Here is a 5,205-nt window from a genome sequence, read left to right as displayed (position 1 = left end):
TCGTAGTCGCGCGTCAAATCCTGCAGGCTCATGGTTCCGGCGAGCACGCGATTACTGAGCGGGCACGAGATGAAAACAGGGTTTTGCTCGACCAGCACAACATCGATCGCCGGGTTCCACAGCTTGACGTACTTGGCAGCCGTTGCGCCGCCATAGCCGCCGCCGATCACGATCACGCGGCCGGCTTTACCGTCTCCAGCCCGCGTCGCGGCATCGGGCGCCGCGCAACCGCCGACGGCGCCAACAGCAGCCGATGCGGAAAGCCATTGCACGAATTTTCTTCTATTCATTTTGTCCTCACTCATGGCTCGGGCTGCTGCTTCGAAAAGAATTCGGCCAGCGTCGCGATTTGCAGGTCGCTATATCCTTTCGCCAGTTGCGGCATGATGGTTCCCGGCCGCTGTCCGTTTTTGAACGCCTGCATGGCGGCAAACATCGCGGCCTTGTCGATGCCGGCGAGAACCGGCATCACGCCGATGCTATGGCCGGCCGTGCCATGACATGCTGCGCACGTTGCGGCCAGATTCTCGCCCTCCTGCGTTCGAACGTCCTGCGCGATCGCGCCAGTCGAAAGAGCAGCGAACAAGCAAAGCGCAAACCTTGAAATTCCGGTTGTCTTCATTTTTTTCCTCTTGTTTTCGGGGGTGGGCGTAGCGGATTCTCGTTATGATTTTTGTCAATGCGGCGCATGGTTCAGGAGTTGCCGTTCGCGCTTCTTGACAGCTTCGCGCGTGGCAATGCCCGATACCGGAACAGGAATTCCGGCTCTCCCCCTGGGAAAGCCGGAAACGACACAAGCGGCGGTTATTTCCCCGGCTGCGGCACGATGCGCAGATAGGGCTTGGCCGCTTTCCAGCCTTGCGGATACTTTTCCTTGGCTTCGGCGTCGGACACGGCCGGCAGAATAATCACGTCCTCGCCGGGCTTCCAGTTCACCGGCGTTGCGACTTTGTGCCTGGCGGTCAACTGCATCGAATCGAGCGCGCGCAGGATTTCGTCGAAATTGCGGCCTGTGCTCATCGGATACGTCAGGATCAGCTTGATTTTTTTATCGGGCCCGATCACGAAAACCGAGCGTACCGTCGCATTGGTCATGGCTGTGCGGCCTTCGGATGTTCCTTCGGTCTCGGCCGGCAGCATGTCGTAGAGCTTCGCCACCTTGAGATCGCGATCGCCGATCAGCGGATAGTTGGGTGCGAAACCCTGCGTTTCCTCGATATCCTTTGCCCAGCGGGTGTGGTCGCTGATCGGATCGACCGACAAGCCCAGGATCTTGGCGTTGCGCTTGTCGAACTCCGGTTTCAGCTTCGCCATGTAGCCGAGTTCGGTTGTGCACACCGGCGTGAAATTCTTCGGATGCGAAAACAGGATCGCCCAGCCGTCTCCTATCCATTCGTGGAAGCGAATGGTGCCCTCGGTCGATTCCGCCGTGAAATCCGGCGCATCGCTGCCTATACGTAATGACATAATCATCTCCTTTTGAGTGTTGTGGGTCTGCTTTCACTTGGAGGCTCGTTTTTGTTGATGCCTCTGCCTGCTCTTTTTCCATCATCTCCTGTTCAATCGCTGACAGACTGTTGAACCAACTGCGCTCGCTACATTTTTCAACTCTATCAACTCGCAGTATCGACCGGGATCGCTTCCGTTTCGGTACGCTGCTTACCCTTGAATCGTTGTTGCGCAGGCGGACTGCAGCTCTTCCGGCACGTCGGGCACGTATTCACCGCAGCGCGTATTTCCAGGAACGAAGTAGTGCATCTTCCCTGGCGAAGGCAGCTTCAGGTCAGCCATGATGCGTTTGAAGTCAAGCAGCGTTGTGTCGTTGCCGAGCCGTGGATTTCTGGATTTTTCCTGACCGATGCTGGAGACGCGGCGTCCCTGATAATCATGCGCCGGATAGACCAGAGTTTCATCGGACAGGCTGAACATTTTCTCGCGCACCGAATGGTAAAGTGCCTCGGTATCGCCATTCTGGAAATCGGTACGCCCGCAGCCGTCGATCAACAGCGCATCGCCGCTGAACAGGCGCGTCGTTGCGCCGCGTTCGATCAGGTAGGCATGATGGTGCGGGGTGTGGCCGGGCGTCCACAGCGGATGCAGAACGATGTCCCCTGCCTGCAGCGGACGGCCCTCCTCGATCGCGTCATCGACGCAGCTCATGCCATCGAGTTTGGGCGCGGCGATGCGGCTGCCGACCAGTGCCTTGAGCATGCGCGCGCTGGTCAGATGATCCGCATGTATGTGCGTTTCGACGGTGTAGGCAAGGCGGAGCCCAAGATCGCGCACCAGCGCAAGATCGCGTTCCACGGTTTCCGTCACCGGATCGATCAGCACAGCGAGGCCAAAGCGTTCGCAGCCGAGAAGATAGGTATATGTGGAAGAGGCGGGTTCGAAAAGCTGCCTGAAAATCATGATTCCGAATCTGCGCGAGCTGATCCCGGAATCAGGATGTTACCCGACTTTCGAGACGATTTCACCGCCGCGCCCGGCGAACAAGCGTTACGGTGACGACGGGATCGCCGCTTCCTCCGCCGACATCCTGAACCGGCGCGATGAATTGCAGCAGAGCGCCATCGACGCGCCGTCGTCGTCGCTTATCGTGACAATCGCGCTGCCCGGCGAGCCGAGCTTCGCACCGCCGGTTGGCTCGCTCAGCATGACGCTGAAACGCTCGTCGCCCTCGGACAGGGTGTCCTGCAGGATCGGAATGCTGATCGATTTGCCGGCGCTGTCGCCATCGCCGAAAGTGACCGACTGGTTGGTGCCGCGATAATCGACGTGAACTACGGCGGTGTCCTGCTTCGTCGCGAAATTGACCGAAACCGCTCCGGCGCTGCCGCCCGTGCGCGTCACGGTGACGATCGCGGCACCGCCGTTTTCGCTTACGCTGTAGCTCGCGGCCGACAATTGCACGGACCCGGCATTCGCAACCGACGCGACAGCCGCTTCGGCCTGGATCAGGCCGAAGCCCGTCTCGAAATCAAAGCCTGACGGCCCCATGTTGATCGCGGTATTTTCCAGGATCGCATAAAGGGCCGCAGGCGTCAGCGAGGGCGTGGCGTCGAGCAACAGCGCGGCAACCGCGGCAGCGTGCGGCGCCGCCGCCGACGTGCCGAAAAAGTTGGGGAATGGTTCGGTCGTGCTGCACGCGCCGACCGGATCGACGAAGCTGTCGTCGCCGAAGAAATTTGTGTTGACGCCATCGGGCGCGACGCTGTTCGGCTTCTGGCGCACCACCGGAGATACGAGACGCGCGCCGGACGTATCGAAAAGTATCGGAACGCCGCCGGATGAAGAAAACGCTTCGAGCAGCGGCGGCGTCGTTCCGCATTCCGGCGTGCTGCCGTAGAACGCAGCGCCGACGGTATGCGCGCCGGCCGCGTTTTTGTGGCCGAACAGACTCGGACTGTTGGTCGCAAACTCGTTGATGGTCAGGGCGCCGAAAGGATTGAACATAGTGTTGATCAGATTCGGCGGCGGACCGGCGACGAGTTCGATCCGGATATCGGCAACCATCGGGCTATCGGTTTCGTTCGTGTAGGCGAAAGTTTCGAGCGCATCGCCGCCGATGTTGTCGTCCAGCCCGCTGGCGAGCACGGCTCCGTCTTGTGTCATCAGGTAAATATCGAGATCGCTCGCCGATCCGGCGCCGCCCGCGGAAAAGAACGGCTGATCCCACTGGAACCCGAACGTCACGCGCTGCCCGGCGGGGATAGTGATCGACTGCGATACATCGACCGCGGCGCCCGGATCGAAATCGTGCGGCACGCCGCCGATTCCGGTGATGCCGGAATTCCGAAACGCGCTTTCGTAAGACTGGCGCGCGCGATTGCCTGCCGCCGAAAAAAAAGCGACGCCGCCGGCGACGGCCTTTTCCAGCGCCTGGGCGATAATGCCGTCCTGATAAAACGGCGATTCGAAAATGAGGATGTCATCGACGATGACTTTGGCGTTGACCGGATCGCCAGCCAGCTTCTGGATCGCCACGGCAAACGCCGCCTGGCCGTCGAGGCCGGTATGAAAAGCCAGCGCCGCGCCCGGGGCAATGTCGTGTATCACCTGCATCATGGCGCGCCCTTCGCCGCGGAATCCGGGACACGCATCGCGGACCACGGCCACGCCTGAGGCGGGTAAATCGCCGCTTTCGACGTCGCGGAGAACCGCGCCGAAACAGCAGCAACTATCCGAAATGACGCCGACCGTCACGCCGCCGCCGTCAAGCCCGCGCTCGGCGCGGACAAAATTCGAGCGCAGCGCAATGTCGCCCTGAGTCGTCGTTTGACCCGCTTCGGTGGTGGCCGTGGCCGGGCGCGCGAAACGCACCATCGGCAACGCCGCCATCGCCGGAATCGCCGGGATCGGCAGTCTCCCGGAAACCACGCGGCCATAGTCGGCGGCGTTTTGCAGGCCCAATCCTTCCAATGCCGCGCGCAATGTCCTGGCGTCGCCTGCCGCTACGGCGTCGATCGTGACCAGATCGGCGCCACTTGCATCGCGCCGGATTCGGGCCACGCCTGCATCCGACCTGAACACAGCGCCCGGCCGGGTGGCTCTGAAATTTTCGTGCTCGCGGTAGAGCTCGGTCAAGGCCATGCCGGCTTTGGCCATCGGCCCGTCCTTGCCTTTGAGATCCTTGCCGTGAAAGTCGCGGGCGGCCGCCGCTTTCAACGTGGGCCCGGAATTCACCGCCGCGGCCTCATCCGCGGCATGCGCGGGAGCGCCCGCGGCAAGGAGTGTCCAGCAGACGAAAACGGCAAGCGCGACATTGCGTTCCGCCAGCGCGTGCGCCGAAAAGCCGCGTGGCGAAATGGTCGCCGCCGCAGCTACCGGCAAACGCAATCCGTAAAGTTTACGTGCCAGCCGAACGAAGCAGGCTTTCATGATTTGTCTTCATGCATTGATTTCATTGTCTGGTGTCCTGCAATAAGCCTACTGTAACGCCAGAGCGAAAGAAAAGCACCGGGTACGACGCCGGGGTTCCTATATCCCCACGTATGCCACATCCCCCTACTCCGCCGATCAATAAAAAAATGAACGAACTCAATTGCTACGCCGATCTAACGATATCGCTTACATCTTGTATCGTTACACGATACACTATAGCCAGTGATCAAGAGCTTTAGACATAAAGGTTTGGAGCGGTTCTTTCTCAAAGGGATCAAGAAAGGCATTCAAGCTCATCACGAGAGGAAACTGAAGCGACAA

At 60.3% G+C, this 5,205-nt stretch carries 5 protein-coding genes; all 5 read right to left on the bottom strand.

Features of this window, described 5'->3' with window-relative positions; translation table 11 throughout:
* Nucleotides 1-290, bottom strand: a 290-nt coding sequence (locus H0V78_11750) for a flavocytochrome C (GenBank protein ID MBA2352422.1), incomplete at its 3' end; no start/stop codon positions are given.
* An 11-nt stretch (nucleotides 291-301) separates the two neighbouring features.
* A complete protein-coding gene (locus tag H0V78_11745) occupies nucleotides 302-622 on the bottom strand; it encodes a c-type cytochrome (protein ID MBA2352421.1) in 321 nt (106 codons plus the stop codon).
* 182 nt (nucleotides 623-804) lie between these two features.
* Nucleotides 805-1,467 carry a peroxiredoxin gene (locus tag H0V78_11740; protein ID MBA2352420.1) on the bottom strand — a complete coding sequence of 221 codons (663 nt, stop codon included), beginning with the start codon at nucleotides 1,465-1,467 and terminating at the stop codon, nucleotides 805-807.
* Between the two features lie 192 nt (nucleotides 1,468-1,659).
* Nucleotides 1,660-2,412: an MBL fold metallo-hydrolase gene (locus H0V78_11735; protein MBA2352419.1), complete on the bottom strand. Its 753-nt coding sequence runs from the start codon at nucleotides 2,410-2,412 to the stop codon at nucleotides 1,660-1,662.
* 87 nt (nucleotides 2,413-2,499) lie between these two features.
* Nucleotides 2,500-4,881 (bottom strand): S8 family serine peptidase, encoded by a 2,382-nt coding sequence (locus H0V78_11730; protein MBA2352418.1) that lies wholly within the window; start codon nucleotides 4,879-4,881, stop codon nucleotides 2,500-2,502.
* Nucleotides 4,882-5,205: the final 324 nt, after the last annotated feature.

This window comes from Burkholderiales bacterium, from assembly GCA_013695435.1.
In the GTDB taxonomy this organism is placed as follows: Bacteria; Pseudomonadota; Gammaproteobacteria; order Burkholderiales; family JACMKV01; genus JACMKV01.
This window is presented reverse-complemented; position numbering and strand designations above follow the sequence as displayed.